This window comes from Streptomyces sp. NBC_01351 (assembly GCF_036237315.1).
GTDB lineage: Bacteria > Actinomycetota > Actinomycetes > Streptomycetales > Streptomycetaceae > Streptomyces.
The window spans coordinates 5,077,407-5,092,726 of sequence record NZ_CP108356.1; the positions used below are offsets into that span (position 1 = coordinate 5,077,407).

The following is a 15,320-nucleotide window of genomic DNA, read 5'->3' on the forward strand; positions in this document are numbered from 1 at the left end:
CTGATGGCCGTCAATCTGGTCAATGTCGAGGCAGTCAGCAAGGTGTACGGCACACGTACCCTGCTCGACGGCATCTCCCTCGGCGTGTCCGAGGGGGACCGGATCGGTGTCGTCGGCCGCAACGGCGACGGAAAGACCACCCTCATCCGGATGCTCGCCAAGCTGGAGGACCCCGACACCGGGCGCGTCACCCAGTCCGGCGGCCTGCGCATGGGGGTCCTCACCCAGCACGACTCCCTCGATCCCAAGGCGACCATCCGCCACGAGATCATCCGGGACATGGCCGACCACGAATGGGCCGGCAACTCCAAGATCCGCGACGTCCTCACGGGCCTCTTCGGCGGACTCGACCTGCCCGGCTTCGGCCAGGGCCTCGACACCGTCATCGGCCCGCTCTCCGGCGGCGAGCGCCGCCGCATCGCGCTCGCCAAGCTGCTCATCGCCGACCAGGACCTCCTGATCCTCGACGAGCCCACCAACCACCTCGACGTCGAGGGCATCTCCTGGCTGGCCAAGCACCTCCAGGAACGCCGCTCCGCGCTCGTCTGCGTCACGCACGACCGCTGGTTCCTCGACCAGGTCTGCACCCGCATGTGGGACGTCCAGCGCGGTGACGTGCACGAGTACGAGGGCGGCTACAGCGACTACGTCTTCGCCCGCGCCGAGCGCGACAGGATCGCCGCCACCGAGGAGTCCAAGCGGCAGAACCTGATGCGCAAGGAGCTGGCCTGGCTGCGCCGCGGCGCCCCCGCCCGGACCTCCAAGCCGCGCTACCGCATCGAGGCCGCGAACGAGCTGATCGCCGACGTGCCGCCGCCGCGCGACACCTCCGAGCTGATGAAGTTCGCCAACGCCCGCCTCGGCAAGACCGTCTTCGACTTGGAAGACGTCAGCGTCCACGCCGGTCCGAAGGAACTGCTCAAGCACCTCACCTGGCACCTCGGCCCCGGCGACCGCGTCGGTCTCGTCGGGGTCAACGGCGCCGGCAAGACCTCCCTGCTGCGCGCCCTCGCCGAGGCCGCCCGCACCCAGGGCGAGATCCAGCCCGCTGCCGGCAAGGTCACCGTCGGCAAGACCGTCCGGCTCGCCTACCTCTCCCAGGAGGTCGGCGAACTCGACCCGTCCCTGCGGGTCCTGGAGGCCGTCCAGCGCGTCCGCGACCGCGTCGACCTCGGCAAGGGCCGCGAGATGACGGCGGGCCAGCTGTGCGAGCAGTTCGGCTTCACCAAGGAGAAGCAGTGGACGCCCGTCGGCGACCTCTCCGGTGGTGAGCGGCGCCGGCTGCAGATCCTGCGCCTGCTGATGGACGAGCCGAACGTCCTCTTCCTCGACGAGCCCACCAACGACCTCGACATCGAGACCCTCACCCAGCTGGAGGACCTCCTCGACGGCTGGCCCGGCTCGATGATCGTGATCTCCCACGACCGGTTCTTCATCGAGCGCACCACCGACACGGTGATGGCCCTGCTCGGCGACGCGAGCCTGCGGATGCTGCCGCGCGGCCTGGACGAGTACCTGGAGCGCCGCCGGCGGATGATCGAGGCCGCCGCCCCGGCACCCGCCCCGGCCGCCGCTGCCGCCGCGAAGTCCACCGCCTCGGGGGATTCGCGCGCCGCGAAGAAGGAACTCCAGAAGATCGAGCGGCAGCTGAACAAGCTCTCCGACCGCGAGAGCAACCTGCACGCGCAGATCGCCGAGAACTCCACCGACTACGACAAGGTCGCCAAGCTCGACGCGGAACTGCGGGAACTCCTCTCGGAGCGCGACGATTTGGAGATGCGCTGGCTGGAGCTCGCCGAGGACGCCCAGTAGCCGCGGCGCGGCAACTGGCCGGATAACGACGGCGTCACGGGCCGGTCCTCCCTTGGGAACAGGGCGAGGACCGGCCCGATGTATGTGCTACGTCAGTGATAGAAAGGTCATTCCCCACGACCGCCCGAAGCCGAAGGTGTGCGCTGATGACCGAGCCGCCCCAGCCGCCGAACCAGCCACCGACACCTTCGGGTTACGGGCACCTGCCCGGCCCGCCGCAGCCCGGTACGTACGGATATCCGCCGCAGGGTGCCAATCCGTACGCCCAGCAGCCCCATCCGCCCCAGCAGCCCCCGACGCAGCCCGGGTACGGCTACCCGCCGCCCCCCGGAATCCCCGGAACGCCGCCGCCCGCGCCCGGGATGCCGCCGAAGAAGAAGCTGACCCTGCTGATCGCCGCCTCGGTGGCCTCGCTGCTCCTCCTCGGAGGCGTCGGCTACGTCGTCTTCTCCGGGGGCGACGAGGACCCGAAGCCGCCCGTCGCGCAGGAGTCCACGCCCGCCGACGGCAAGCCCTCCGCGTCGGCTTCCGTGGACAAGGGCGACGGCAGCGGCAACGGCAGCCAGGAAGGCGACCTCAACTCCGGCCGCAAGCAGGGCGAGGACAAGGTCCTCTGGTACAAGGGCATCAAGATCGACGGGCCCGGCAGGGGCGTCGACTCCGTGGGCCAGTGGGTGGTCGGCGACACCGTCGTCAAGAGCGTCTGGAAGTCCCTCACCGGGTACGCGGTCACCGACGGCAAGGAGAAGTGGACCCTTCCCTTCCCCACCGCGATCTGCGCCTCCACCCCACAGACCACCGCCGACGGCAAGACGGTCGTCATGTACCGCGACGGCGAGTCGGACAGCGCCTCCTGCACCCAGATGCGCGTCGTCGACCTGAAGACGGGCAAGGAGGTCTGGTCGAAGGAGGTGCCAAAGGAGGGGCTCTTCGACATCTTCACCAGCCCCTCGGTGGACATCACCGGCGACACCGTCGCCATCAGCCGCGGCGGCAACGCCAGCGCCTTCAAGGTCAGCACCGGCGACAAGCTCTTCGGCAGCAACCAGGGCGAGGGCTGCAAGCCCGACTCCTACACGGCCGGCAACGGCAAGATGATCGCCCTCGCCACCTGCCAGGACGAGAACCGCACCGTCGAGGTCCACGGCACCGACCCGGTCACCGGGGCGAAGAACTGGACCTTCCGGCTCCCCGCGAAGTTCAAGGTCACCAGCATCTACTCGGTGGACCCGCTCGTCCTCGACGTCGGCAACGAGGAGAGCAAGGAGCGCTCCATCATCGTCGTCGGCCCCGACGGGAAGCAGACCGCCACCCTCTCCGGCGAGGGCACCTTCCCCGTCGGCTGCGGCGACACCGGCATCTTCCGGTCCCTGTCGACCTGCAGCGCCTCGGTCGTCGACGGCAACATCCTCTACCTGCCCACCAAGCCCGCCGTCGGCAAGGCGAACGAGATCGTCGCCTTCGACCTGACCACCGGCAAGGCCAAGTGGCGCACCCCGGCCGGAGACCAGCGCACCATCGTGCCGGTCAAGGCCGAGAACGGGCAGCTGATCGCCTACCGCAAGGCCGAGGAGGACAGGGGCGGCGAGGTCCTCTCCATCCCGGCCGCCGGCGGCACCCCCACCGCGCTCCTGCGCCACCCCTCGGGCCCCGCCGCTCCGGTCGAGAGCTCCTTCCGCGCCACGAAGGTCGACTACGTGGACGGACGGTTCTTCATCTCCAGCAGCCAGTTGGCGGCCGCGGGCAAGGAAGAGAAGCTCCTGATGGTCTTCGGCAAGTGAACGTGTCCGACGAGCCGCCCACCGAGAGGCAGTAGCAACGCATGAGTACCCCGCCGCCCCCCAGCCAGCCGCCGTCCGGCGGTTTCGGAGCGCCGCAGGATCCCCCCAAGGGCGGGTTCGCCCCGCCGCCGCCCGTACCGCCGGCGCCTCCGCAGCAGCCCCCGACGCAGCCCGTGACCCAGCCGGCGCAGCCGCCGGCCGGGCAGCCTCCCGCCGGGCAGGCCGCGTACGGGTACCCGCAGCCGGGGCCCGGTTACGGCTACCCGCAGCAGCCCGGGCCGGCCACCACGCCGATGTACGCGCCCCAGCCCCCGGCGGGCGGCCCGGCCGGCGGCAACGACAAGCGCACCCAGCTGATGATCGTCGGCTCGGCCCTGCTGGCCATCGTCCTCATCGTCGGCGGCGGCCTCTGGTATACCTCCGGCGACGGCGGCACCGGCGGCGGCACGCAGAACACCGCGACCGGCGACCCCAGCGCCTCCACGGGCAACGACAAGCCCCAGGAGGCCGGGCCCGCCGTCGAGAAGGCGCCCGGGAACCCCAAGTCGAAGCCGCTGTTCCACCTGCCGAGCCCGCAGCCGGCCGAGCAGGTCGAAACCGAGGGCTCGTGGATCACCGACACGACCTACGTGAAGTCCGACGTGTCCAAGGTCGTCGGCTACAACCTGGTCGACGGCGCCAAGAAGTGGGAGATCCCGCTCGCGGGCGAGATCTGCGGAGCGACCAAACACGTCAGCCAGAACAAGTCGGCGATCCTCTTCAAGGCCGGCCAGCCGACGGCCGAGAACAAGTACCTGCCGTGCACCGAGGTCGGCGTCATCGACCTGGAGGCCGGCAAGCTCGTCTGGTCCGGCAACGCCAAGAGCACCAGCGGCGGTGACCGGCCGGCGAGCCTGCGCGAGGTCACCATCAGCGGCAACACCGTGGCCGCCGCCGACATCTCCATCGGCGGCGCCGCCTGGAACCTCGCAGACGGCAAGTCCCTGTGGCTCCCCAAGGTCGACGCCGAGCAGTGCCGCGACACCGGCTACGCGGGCGGCGAGGCCCTCGCCGTCATCCGCAAGTGCGGCCAGAGCCCCAACTACACCCTGTACGCGCAGATCCTCGACCCGACGACCGGCGCGCCCAAGGCCTCGTACAAGCTCTCCCCGGGCATCGACTACGCCGGCATCGTCTCCACCAAGCCGCTGGTCGTCGCCGCCGACGTCGGCGACACCGCGAAGAACGCCACCGGCGTCAGCGACCTCTTCGTCGTCGACGACAAGGGCGAGCTGAAGGCGCGCATCTCCGTCGCCTCCGGCAACTTCGACGGCAAGTGCGCGGCCACCGAGGTCGAGAAGTGCACGGCCATGGTCGTCGGCAACGGCAAGCTCTACCTGCCCTCCACCGAGCACCAGGGCCAGGAGAGCAGCATCGGCCGCACCAACGAGCTGCTCTCCTTCGACCTGACGACGGGCAAGCAGACCAGCGACCGCGCCGACGCCGGTGAGGGCTACCAGCTCACCCCGCTGCGCATGGACGGGCCGAACATCATCGCCTACAAGGAGCCCCCGTACGACAAGGGCGCCCAGGTCGTCAGCATCGACGGCAAGACGATGAAGGAAACCCTCCTCATGGAGAACCCGGCGGAGAAGACGGGCCAGCGCATCGAGTCCCCCTTCTCGCCGGACTACTCCGAATACCGCTACCACAACGGGAAGCTCTTCATCTCCCGCACGTCGGTCCGCAAGCCGTACTCGGACAAGTCCGACCCGGAGCACCTCTTCGTCTCCTTCACCGCGAGCTGACCCCTCTCGCACACCGCACCAAGCCCCCGGAAGGTCCGTCCTTCCGGGGGCTTCTGCGCTGTTACCGGCGCGCACCGTCGAACAAGCGTGTAGCTTGCCGGGTCAGATGAGTCGGGGGTGGGTGCCTCAATGGGCGTACGGGTCGTGGTGGTCGACGAGCACCGGCTGCTGGCCGAGGCGCTCGCCTCTGCCCTGAAACTGCGCGGTCACCGGGTGCTGGCGGCCGCCGCCCCGGCCGCGGGCGCAGCCGACGTCGTCATCAACCGGGCCCCCGAGGTCTGCCTGCTGGGCACGGCGTCACCCGCCGAGCCCGGGGTCTTCGAACCCATCGTGCGGATCAAGCGGGAGCGCCCGCAGATCGCCGTCGTCGTCCTGGGCCCGGTGCCCAGCCCGCGCGGCATCGCCGCGGCCTTCGCCGCGGGCGCCTCGGGGTACGTACGGCAGGACGAGCGCATCGAGGGCGTGGAGCGCGCCCTGGCCAAGGCGCGGGCGGGGGAGGTGGCGATCGCCCCCCAGCTGCTCCAGGGGGCCTTCGCGGAGCTCCTGAACCCCGCGGCCCAGCCCGACGACGAGGGCAGCAGGCTGCTGCGGCTGCTGACCCCGCGGGAGGTGGAGGTGCTGGTCCGGGTCGCCGAGGGCGAGGACACCCGGCTGATCGCGGCCGGCATGGAGATCGCCCCGAGCACCGCCCGCACGCACGTGCAGCGGGTCCTGATGAAGCTGGGCGTGGGCTCACGGCTGGAGGCGGCCGCGCTGGCCGCCCGTACCGGCCTGCTGGACCGCGCGGTCCCGGTACGGCAGGCGGGATCGGCGGGGCAGACGGGGCCTGCGGGACAGGCGGGGCAGGGCTGACACCGGGCCCGGATTTCCCCCGAGCCGCCGAATCGGGTAAGCCAGTCTCTTAGTACGCGCGTGCACGGGCGCGTGTTCCCCGGCGAGAGGCAATAGGCGAGTGAGCAAGACGGCGATGCACAAATACCTGGTGACCGGCGGCGCGGGATACGTCGGCAGCGTGGTCGCGGCCCACCTGCTGGAAGCCGGCCACGAGGTGACCGTCCTCGACGACCTCAGCACCGGCTTCCGCGAGGGGATCCCGGCGGGCGCCACCTTCATCGAGGGCCGGATCCAGGACGCGGCACGGTACGTGGACTCCTCCTTCGACGCGGTGCTGCACTTCGCGGCCTCCTCGCAGGTCGGCGAGTCCGTGGTGAACCCGGGCAAGTACTGGGAGAACAACGTCGGCGGCACCCTCGCCCTGCTGGCCGCGATGCGCGAGGCCGGTGTGGGCAAGCTGGTGTTCTCCTCCACCGCGGCGACCTACGGCGAGCCGACGGAGGGCCTGCTGACGGAGGCCTCGGTGACCGCGCCGACCAACCCGTACGGCGCCTCGAAGCTGGCCGTGGACCACATGATCGCGGGGGAGTGCGTGGCGCACGGCCTGGCAGCGGTGTCCCTGCGCTACTTCAACGTGGCCGGTGCCTACGGGGAGTTCGGTGAGCGGCACACCCCCGAGACCCACCTGATCCCGCTGGTGCTCCAGGTCGCGCTGGGCGAGCGGGAGTCGATCTCGGTGTACGGCGAGGACTACCCGACCCCGGACGGCACCTGCGTGCGCGACTACATCCACGTCGCCGACCTCGCGGAAGCCCACCTGGCGGCGCTGGAGCACGCCACCGCGGGCGAGCACCTGATCTGCAACCTGGGCAACGGCAGCGGGTTCTCGGTGCGCGAGGTCGTCGAGACGGTCCGCAAGGTGACCGGCCACGAGATCCCCGAGGTCGTCGCCCCGCGCCGGGCCGGCGACCCGGCGAAGCTGGTGGCCTCCGCGCGGACCGCGCACGAGCGCCTGGGCTGGACCCCGAGCCGCTCGGACCTCACCGGCATCATCACCGACGCGTGGAACTTCGCGCGCAGGGACGCCTCCTGAACCACCCCGCCCACTGTTTTCCCGCGCGCCCCCCGCACCTCTCGGTGCGGGGGGCGCGCGCATGTCCGCCGCACGCGGGGGTCCGGCGCTGTGCGCGGGCGCCAGGCGTGCACACGCCGGGTGAAATGCACCCCGTGCAACTGCCCGTGGCACACGCCGGTACGGATACCGCCATCCGGACCTTCGGTGCAGTCGAATTCAAGCCACGACAAAGGCCGTTCAGCGGCTCCCCACTGGAAAATCGCAAGGAAAACTTCTGCTATTCGGCCAACCGCGAGCCACCGCCGGGCCTACCCTGATGCGTGACACCGGTGGGGGCCGGTGTTGATTCAGGGGTCGAGACAAGTCGGGTACGACGTCCGGTCCGGGGTAGTGCAGAGATGTCGCGGCGGCGGCCGCGGCAGCTGTGGATCACCCGGTCCGGGCGCCGTACCCGCCGTTGTCCGTTCCCCTACCCTTGGGGGTTTTGTGGCTCGTATCCGGGTTCTCGTCGTCGACGATCACCGCATCTTCGCCGAATCGCTCGCAGCCGCGCTCGCGGCCGAGCCGGACGTGGACGTGTCCGCGGCCGGCAGCGGTCCCGCCGCCCTGCGCTGCCTCGAACGTGCGGTGGCCGAGGGCCGCCGCTTCGACGTCCTGCTGGTCGACGCCGATCTGGCCGCCGCGGCCGGACCCGGGGCCGCGGCGGGCGCCGGCGCCCCGGGCGGCGTGCCCGTCCAGCGGGAGTCGGGCTCCGGGTCCGCGCCGCCGGGCCCGGACGGCATCGCCCTGGTCGCCACGGTGCGAGTCGCGCACCCCGGGGTGCGCACGGTCGTCCTCGCCGAGCGCGACGACCCCCGCCGGGCCGCGCACGCGCTGCAGGCCGGGGCCTCGGGCTGGGTGGCCAAGGACTGCTCGCTCTCGCGGCTGCTGGCCGTGGTCCGGGGGGTGCTGCGCGAGGAGACCCACCTGCCGCCCGCACTGCTCACCGGGGTGCTGCGCGAGCTGACGGCCGCGCGCAAGCACCGGACGGACAGCGAGCGGCTGGTCGAGTCGCTGACCCCGCGCGAGCACGAGGTGCTGCGCTGCATGGTGGCCGGGCTGGGCCGCAAGGACGTTGCGGCGCGGCTGTTCCTGTCCCCGCACACCGTCCGCACGCACATGCAGAACGTGCTGGGGAAGCTGGGCGTGCACTCCACCCTGGCCGCGGTGGCCTTGGCCCGGCGGGCGGGCGTACGGCCGGCGGACCTGGGGCTAGCCGGGGATGTTGTCGAACGGAGCGGTCAACTGGCGTAGCAGCCCGGCGAGATCGACCCGCTCGTTCTGCGAGAGCTGGGCGAGGATCGCCCGCTCCTGGGCCAGCAGGCCGGCCAGGGCCTGGTCGGCGCGGTCGCGGCCCTCGGGGGTGAGCCGCACGAGGACCCCCCGGCGGTCGCTGGGGTCCGGGAGCCGTTCGACGAGGCCCTTCTTGGCGAGCCGGTCGATGCGGTTGGTCATGGTGCCGGAGGTGACCAGGGTCTGCGTCAGGAGCTGGCCGGGGGAAAGCTGGTAGGGCGCTCCGGCGCGGCGCAGGGAGGTGAGGACGTCGAACTCCCAAGGCTCCAGGCCGTGCTCGGAGAAGGCCAGCCTGCGGGCCCGGTCGAGGTGGCGCGCGAGCCTGCTGACGCGGCTCAGTACCTCAAGCGGTTCCACGTCGAGGTCAGGGCGCTCCCGGCGCCATGCCGCTACCAGTCGGTCGACCTCGTCCTCCATGCCGATCAGTGTAAGGGGTCTGTCGACATGAAGTCTCTTCACGTCGAGTATCTCGACCACGACTATCTTGATGTCGAGATATAATTGGGGCGACCGTGGGGCATGGAGGGTCCCGGAACTGATTCCGCTTCCGACCGCCCCGCCAGCAGGGAGGCTCGAACATGTATTCCGATACCGCACGCGCCGGGACCCCCACGTCCACAGCGCCGACCGCACCCACCTGGGATCCCCAGCAGTACCTCCGGCACGCCGGACACCGCACCCGGCCCTTTCTCGACCTGCTGAACCGCATACCGGAACTCCCCACCCTCCCCCAGACTTCGTCCGGGGGGACCCCCGGCGCCCGCATCGCCGACCTCGGCTGCGGCCCCGGCAACGTCACCGCCCTCCTCGCCGACCGCTGGCCCAACGCCCGCATCACCGGCTTCGACCTGTCCCCGGAGATGCTCCACCGCGCGGACCAGGAATACGCGGGCCCCACCGCCGGCGGCGGCCGGCTCGACTTCCACCACGCGGACCTCGCCTCCTGGCTCCCCGACGAGCCCTACGACCTGATCGTGTCCAACGCCGCCCTCCAATGGGTCCCCAGCCACCCCGGCTCCTTCGGCGCCTGGATCAACGGCCTGCGCCCCGGCGGCACCTTCGCCTTCCAGATCCCCGGCAACTACCGGGCCCCCAGCCACGCCCTCCTCGCCGAACAGTGCGACACCCCGCGCTGGCGCGCCCGGCTCGCCGGCCACGGCGCCCGCTACAAGCACTTCCTCGAACCCGCCGAGTACCTCGCCCGGTTCACCGAACTGGGCTGCGCCGCCGACGTCTGGGAAACCACCTACCACCAACTGCTCCAAGGCCCCGACCCGGTGCTCGACTGGGTCAAGGGCACCGCCCTGCGGCCCGTCCTCACCGCCCTGGGCGACGACGAGGAGGCCGTCGCCGCTTTCCTCGCCGAGTACCGCGACCGGCTGCGCGAGGCCTACCCCACCGGGCCGCGCGGCACCGTCTTCCCCTTCCGCCGCATCTTCGCCGTCGCCCGCAAGGAGGCCTGACCGTGCTCACCGCCGTGGACCACGTCCAACTCGCCGCGCCGCCCGGGTCGGAGGACCGGCTCCGCGCCTACTACACGCACGTCCTCGGCATGACCGAGATCCCCAAACCGCCCGCCCTCGCCGCACGCGGCGGCTGCTGGTTCGCCGCCGGACCCGTACACCTGCACCTCGGCGTGGAGGAGGACTTCAGGCCCGCCCGCAAGGCCCATCCGGGGCTGCGGGTCACCGGCATCGTCGAGTACGCGAGCAGACTTGAGGAGCGGGGCGCCACGGTCGTCTGGGACGACAACCTGCCGGGCCACCGCCGCTTCTACTCCGAGGACCCCGTCGGCAACCGGCTCGAGTTCCTCGAACGACACGGCCCCGAACGACAAGGCCTGGAAGCGGACACCCTGGAACCCTGCGCCTAGAGCGGCAGACGGCACCACGCGACGGCGCCCCGCCACCGGACCTCCGGTGACGGGGCGCCGTCGCGTGCACGGGCGGTCCGCACTCAGTTCTTGCGGCGCCCCACCAGGTGCGGCTTCGACTCCAGCCCGTCCAGGCCGTGCCAGGCCAGGTTCACCAGATGAGCCGCCACCTCCGCCTTCTTCGGCTTGCGCACGTCCAGCCACCACTGCCCGGTCAGCGCCACCATCCCCACCAGCGCCTGCGCGTACAGCGGGGCCAGCTTCGGGTCGAAGCCCCGGGCCTTGAACTCCAGACCCAGAATGTCCTCGACCTGCGTGGCGATGTCACTGATCAGCGAGGCGAAGGTGCCGGTCGACTGCGCGACCGGGGAATCGCGCACCAGGATCCGGAAGCCGTCCGTATAGGACTCGATGTAGTCCAGCAGGGCGAACGCCGCCTGCTCCAGCAGCTCCCGCGGGTGCCCGGCCGTCAGAGCGCCCGTCACCCCGTCCAGCAGCTGGCGCATCTCCCGGTCCACGACGACCGCGTACAGGCCCTCCTTGCCGCCGAAGTGCTCGTACACCACCGGCTTGGACACCCCGGCCTTCGCCGCGATCTCCTCCACCGAAGTGCCCTCGAAGCCCTTCTCGGCGAACAGCGTCCGGCCGATGTCCAGCAGTTGCTGACGCCGCTCCGCGCCCGTCATCCGGACCCGGCGGCCGCGCCTGGGCTTGTCGCTGCTGGAATTGCTGCCGTCGATCGCCACGTCCCCCATCATGCCGGGTTCGGCTCGTTTTCCTTGCGGCGGGCGTCGATGCGGGCAGCCGACGGCCAGCGGACGTCCGTGGCCCAGCCCAGCTGCTCGAACCAGCGGATCAGCCGGGCACTGGAGTCGACCTGGCCCCGCAGCACGCCGTGGCGCGCCGACGTCGGATCCGCGTGGTGCAGGTTGTGCCAGGACTCACCACAGGACAGCACGGCCAGCCACCACACGTTGCCCGAACGGTCGCGCGACTTGAACGGACGCTTGCCCACCGCGTGACAGATCGAGTTGATCGACCACGTCACGTGGTGCAACAGCGCGACCCGCACCAGCGAACCCCAGAAGAACGCCGTGAACGCGCCCCACCAGGACATCGTCACCAGACCGCCCACCAGCGGCGGGATGGCGAGGGAGAACATCGTCCAGAAGATGAAGTCGCGCGAGATGCGCCGGATCGCCGGGTCCTTGATCAGGTCGGGCGCGTACTTCTGCTGGTCGGTCTGCTCCTCGTCGAAGAGCCAGCCGATGTGCGCCCACCACAGGCCCTTCATCAGCGCGGGAAGGGTCTCCCCGAACCGCCACGGCGAATGAGGGTCGCCCTCATGGTCCGAGTACTTGTGGTGCTTGCGGTGATCGGCCACCCACCGCACCAGGGGCCCCTCCACCGCCATCGAGCCCATGACCGCGAGCGCGATGCGCAGCGGCCGCTTCGCCTTGAAGGAACCGTGCGTGAAGTACCGGTGGAACCCGATGGTGATCCCGTGGCAGGCCAGGAAGTACATGAAGACCATGAGGCCGAGGTCCAGCCAGCTCACCCCCCAGCCCCAGACCAGCGGAACCGCCGCCAGCAGGGCCAGGAAGGGAACGGTGATGAACAGCAGGAGGGCGATCTGCTCGATGGACCGCTTGTTCTCGCCGCCGAGAGTCGCGGACGGCGCGGACCCGTCGGAGGGCGCGGAGGCGCCCTCCATCAGATCGAGGCTGGTGGTCATGGGTGTCCCCTGAGGGTGAGAAGTCGGCAGGTGCTGGGGTTACGGACGCGTAACCTACGGCATCGTAAGTATGGCAAAGCAGGGGCCCGGGGCGATAGGAGCGCGGCCGGGGCGTACGAGGGCGCGCGACGGCCCGCTCGCGAGCCGCCCACTTGACGTCTGATGAGACGTTTGCCCAGGCACAGGCGCGGGACACCTATCCTGTTCCCGTCGGACAGCGCGGTCCGTACGGGCAGCCCGAGCTGCGCATCAGGAGCAGCAGCGCTGCGCGCGGTCGGGGAGCCCACCGCCCAGTAGCGCTCGAACACTGCAAGGAGCCGCACCTGTGAGCAGTGCTGACCAGGTCCCCGCCCACACCAAGGACGCCGCGAACGCAGAGCTGCGCGCGGACATCCGCCGCCTCGGCGACCTCCTCGGGGAGACGCTCGTCCGCCAGGAGGGCCAAGACCTTCTCGACCTCGTCGAACAGGTGCGCGCCCTCACCCGCACCGACGGCGAAGCCGCCGCCGCCCTCCTCGGCGACACCGACCTGGAGACGGCCGCCAAGCTCGTGCGCGCCTTCTCCACCTACTTCCACCTCGCCAACGTCACCGAACAGGTGCACCGCGGCAAGGAACTGCGCGCCCACCGCGCCGCCGAGGGCGGGCTCCTCGCCCGCACCGCCGACATGCTCAAGGACGCCGACCCCGAGCACCTGCGCGAGACCGTCAAGAACCTCAACGTCCGGCCCGTCTTCACCGCGCACCCCACCGAAGCGGCCCGCCGCAGCGTCCTCAACAAGCTCCGCCGCATCGCCGCCCTGCTGGAAGAGCCCGTCACCGGCGCCGGCGACCGCCGCCGCCACGACCTGCGCCTCGCCGAGAACATCGACCTCGTCTGGCAGACCGACGAACTCCGCGTCGTCCGCCCCGAGCCCGCCGACGAAGCCCGCAACGCGATCTACTACCTCGACGAGCTGCACGCCGGCGCCGTCGGCGACGTACTCGAAGACCTCGCCGCGGAACTCCAGCGCGTCGGCGTAGAGCTCCCCGCCGGCACCCGCCCCCTCACCTTCGGCACCTGGATCGGCGGCGACCGCGACGGCAACCCGAACGTCACCCCCGACGTCACCCGGGACGTGCTGATCCTCCAGCACGAGCACGGCATCACCGACGCCCTCGAACTCATCGACTTCCTGCGCGGCCTCCTCTCCAACTCCATCCGCTACACCGGAGCCACCGAGGAACTCCTCGCCTCCCTCCAGGCCGACCTGGAACGCCTCCCCGAGATCAGCCCGCGCTACAAGCGGCTGAACGCCGAGGAGCCCTACCGCCTCAAGGCCACCTGCATCCGGCAGAAGCTCCTCAACACCCGCGAACGCCTCGCCAAGGGCATCCCCCACGAGGAAGGCCGCGACTACCTCGGCACCGCCGAGCTCCTCACCGACCTCACCCTCATCCAGACCTCCCTGCGCGAACACCGCGGCGCCCTCTTCGCCGACGGCCGCATGGACCGCACCATCCGCACCCTCGCGGCCTTCGGCCTCCAGCTCGCCACCATGGACGTACGCGAGCACGCCGACGCCCACCACCACGCGCTCGGCCAGCTGTTCGACCGGCTCGGCGAGGAGTCCTGGCGCTACGCCGACATGCCCCGCGACTACCGGCAGAAGCTCCTCGCCAAGGAACTCCGCTCGCGCCGTCCGCTGGCCCCCACCCCGGCCCCCCTCGACGCCGCCGGCCACAAGACCCTCGGCGTCTTCTCCGCCATCAAGGACGCCTTCGAGAAGTTCGGCCCCGAGGTCATCGAGTCGTACATCATCTCGATGTGCCAGGGCGCCGACGACGTCTTCGCCGCCGCCGTCCTCGCCCGCGAGGCCGGCCTCGTCGACCTCCACTCCGGCTGGGCCAAGATCGGCATCGTGCCGCTCCTGGAAACCACCGACGAACTGCGCGCCGCCGACGTCATCCTCGGCGACATGCTCGCCGACCCCTCCTACCGCCGCCTCGTCTCCCTGCGCGGCGACGTCCAGGAGGTCATGCTCGGCTACTCCGACTCCTCCAAGTTCGGCGGCATCACCACCAGCCAGTGGGAGATCCACCGCGCCCAGCGCCGACTGCGCGACGTCGCCCACCGCTACGGCGTACGCCTGCGCCTCTTCCACGGCCGCGGCGGCACCGTCGGCCGCGGCGGCGGCCCCTCCCACGACGCGATCCTCGCCCAGCCCTGGGGCACCCTCGAAGGCGAGATCAAGGTCACCGAGCAGGGCGAGGTCATCTCCGACAAGTACCTCGTCCCCTCCCTCGCCCGCGAGAACCTCGAACTGACCGTCGCGGCCACCCTGCAGGCCTCCGCCCTGCACACCGCACCCCGCCAGTCCGACGACGCCCTCGCCCGCTGGGACGCGGCCATGGACACCGTCTCCGAAGCCGCCCACGGCGCCTACCGCGCGCTCGTCGAAGACCCCGACCTGCCCGCGTACTTCTTCGCCGCCACCCCCGTCGACCAGCTCGCCGACCTCCACCTGGGCTCCCGCCCCTCGCGCCGCCCCGACTCCGGCGCCGGCCTCGACGGCCTGCGCGCCATCCCGTGGGTCTTCGGCTGGACCCAGTCCCGCCAGATCGTCCCCGGCTGGTACGGCGTCGGCTCCGGCCTCAAGGCCCTGCGCGAGGCCGGCCACGAGGACGTCCTCACCGAAATGGGCGAACGCTGGCACTTCTTCCGCAACTTCCTGTCCAACGTCGAGATGACGCTGGCCAAGACCGACCTGCGGATCGCCCGCCACTACGTCGACACCCTCGTCCCCGACGACCTCAAGCACGTCTTCGACCGCATCGAGGCCGAACACGAGCTCACCGTCGCCGAGGTCCTGCGCATCACCGGAGGCGACAGGCTCCTCGACTCCCAGCCGGTGCTCCAGCAGACCTTCGCCGTACGCGACGCCTACCTGGACCCCATCTCCTACCTCCAGGTCTCCCTGCTGGCCCGCCAGCGCGCCGCCGCGGCCCGCGGCGAGGAAGCCGACCCGCTCCTCGCCCGCGCCCTGCTGCTCACCGTCAACGGCGTGGCCGCCGGCCTGCGCAACACCGGCTGAGCCCGCACCCGGACACGA

At 71.1% G+C, this 15,320-nt stretch carries 12 protein-coding genes; 9 read left to right on the forward strand and 3 right to left on the reverse strand.

What is annotated here, in order from left to right:
• Positions 1-3: 3 nt before the first annotated feature.
• The 6 genes from OG625_RS23485 to OG625_RS23510 all read left to right on the forward strand — a co-directional run bounded on the left by OG625_RS23485 (position 4) and on the right by OG625_RS23510 (position 8,582).
• The gene (locus OG625_RS23485) at positions 4-1,812 is read left to right on the forward strand and encodes an ABC-F family ATP-binding cassette domain-containing protein (protein WP_329384555.1); all 1,809 of its coding nucleotides are present in this window, start codon (positions 4-6) and stop codon (positions 1,810-1,812) included.
• A gap of 146 nt (positions 1,813-1,958) precedes the next feature.
• A complete protein-coding gene (locus tag OG625_RS23490) occupies positions 1,959-3,593 on the forward strand; it encodes an outer membrane protein assembly factor BamB family protein (protein ID WP_329384558.1) in 1,635 nt (544 codons plus the stop codon).
• Positions 3,594-3,634: 41 nt separating this feature from the next.
• Positions 3,635-5,380, forward strand: a complete 1,746-nt coding sequence (locus OG625_RS23495; protein WP_329384561.1) for an outer membrane protein assembly factor BamB family protein — start codon at positions 3,635-3,637, stop codon at positions 5,378-5,380.
• Positions 5,381-5,509: 129 nt separating this feature from the next.
• Positions 5,510-6,232, forward strand: a complete 723-nt coding sequence (locus tag OG625_RS23500; protein WP_329390885.1) for a response regulator transcription factor — start codon at positions 5,510-5,512, stop codon at positions 6,230-6,232.
• A gap of 115 nt (positions 6,233-6,347) precedes the next feature.
• The gene (gene galE, locus OG625_RS23505; RefSeq protein WP_329390887.1) at positions 6,348-7,307 is read left to right on the forward strand and encodes a UDP-glucose 4-epimerase GalE; all 960 of its coding nucleotides are present in this window, start codon (positions 6,348-6,350) and stop codon (positions 7,305-7,307) included.
• Positions 7,308-7,775: 468 nt separating this feature from the next.
• On the forward strand, positions 7,776-8,582 hold the full coding sequence (locus OG625_RS23510; RefSeq protein WP_329384564.1) for a response regulator transcription factor: 807 nt from the start codon (positions 7,776-7,778) through the stop codon (positions 8,580-8,582).
• Here OG625_RS23510 and OG625_RS23515 read toward each other — a convergent pair.
• Positions 8,541-9,038: a MarR family winged helix-turn-helix transcriptional regulator gene (locus OG625_RS23515; protein WP_329384567.1), complete on the reverse strand. Its 498-nt coding sequence runs from the start codon at positions 9,036-9,038 to the stop codon at positions 8,541-8,543. The two genes, OG625_RS23510 and OG625_RS23515, sit on opposite strands and share 42 nt — an antisense overlap.
• Before the next feature lie 161 nt (positions 9,039-9,199).
• On the opposite strand from OG625_RS23515, the gene OG625_RS23520 reads away from it, so the two are divergent.
• Complete coding sequence (locus OG625_RS23520; protein ID WP_329384570.1) at positions 9,200-10,084, forward strand: trans-aconitate 2-methyltransferase; 885 nt, start codon at positions 9,200-9,202, stop codon at positions 10,082-10,084.
• A 2-nt stretch (positions 10,085-10,086) separates the two neighbouring features.
• A complete protein-coding gene (locus OG625_RS23525; RefSeq protein ID WP_329384573.1) occupies positions 10,087-10,494 on the forward strand; it encodes a VOC family protein in 408 nt (135 codons plus the stop codon).
• 83 nt (positions 10,495-10,577) lie between these two features.
• On the opposite strand, the gene OG625_RS23530 is transcribed toward OG625_RS23525, so the two are convergent.
• Both OG625_RS23530 and OG625_RS23535 read right to left on the reverse strand, forming a co-directional pair.
• Positions 10,578-11,252, reverse strand: a complete 675-nt coding sequence (locus OG625_RS23530) for a TetR/AcrR family transcriptional regulator (protein WP_329384577.1) — start codon at positions 11,250-11,252, stop codon at positions 10,578-10,580.
• A complete protein-coding gene (locus OG625_RS23535) occupies positions 11,249-12,229 on the reverse strand; it encodes an acyl-CoA desaturase (RefSeq protein ID WP_329384579.1) in 981 nt (326 codons plus the stop codon). The genes OG625_RS23530 and OG625_RS23535 overlap by 4 nt, the downstream gene beginning before the upstream one ends.
• 325 nt (positions 12,230-12,554) lie before the next feature.
• On the opposite strand from OG625_RS23535, the gene ppc reads away from it, so the two are divergent.
• Positions 12,555-15,302: a phosphoenolpyruvate carboxylase gene (ppc, locus tag OG625_RS23540; RefSeq protein ID WP_329384581.1), complete on the forward strand. Its 2,748-nt coding sequence runs from the start codon at positions 12,555-12,557 to the stop codon at positions 15,300-15,302.
• Positions 15,303-15,320 lie beyond the last annotated feature (18 nt).